This window comes from Janibacter corallicola NBRC 107790 (assembly GCF_001570965.1).
Classification (GTDB): Bacteria; Actinomycetota; Actinomycetes; order Actinomycetales; family Dermatophilaceae; genus Janibacter; species Janibacter corallicola.
In genome coordinates this window covers 1-580 of record NZ_BCSR01000093.1, presented here as the reverse complement: position 1 = coordinate 580, position 580 = coordinate 1, and the positions used below count along the sequence as shown (strand labels likewise).

Sequence of the window (580 nt, the reverse complement as noted above, 5' to 3'; positions counted from 1 at the left end):
ACGCGAGCTGGGTTTAGAACGTCGTGAGACAGTTCGGTCCCTATCCGCTGTGCGCGTAGGAAACTTGAGAGAGACTGACCCTAGTACGAGAGGACCGGGTTGGACGAACCTCTGGTGTGTGAGTTGTTCTGCCAAGGGCACCGCTCATTAGCTACGTTCGGGAGTGATAACCGCTGAAAGCATCTAAGCGGGAAGCATGTCTCAAGATGAGGTTTCCATGAACCATGGGTTCGAGAGGCTCCCAGTAGACGACTGGGTTGATAGGCCAGATGTGGAAGTGCAGCAATGCATGCAGCTGACTGGTACTAATACGCCGACAACTTGACACCACACAAAGACAATATTGATCTTTGCTCGCGTCCACTGTGCAGTTCCCGAGATACGGACACCCACACCCTCCCCAAAAAAGACACTGGGGGTGTGGCCGGCCCAGATATCTCCATAGAGTTACGGCTGTCACAGCGAAGGGGAAACGCCCGGTCCCATTCCGAACCCGGAAGCTAAGCCCTTCAGCGCCGATGGTACTGCACCGGAGACGGTGTGGGAGAGTAGGACGCAGCCGGACAACCATTCACAAGAA

2 rRNA genes are annotated in these 580 nt (G+C 55.2%); both read left to right on the top strand.

Going from position 1 to position 580, the window contains the following annotated elements:
* Positions 1–329: ribosomal RNA gene (locus JCO01S_RS15270) — 23S ribosomal RNA — on the top strand; the annotation flags it as partial.
* Between the two features lie 119 nt (positions 330–448).
* A 5S ribosomal RNA gene (gene rrf, locus JCO01S_RS15265) occupies positions 449–565 on the top strand.
* Positions 566–580 lie beyond the last annotated feature (15 nt).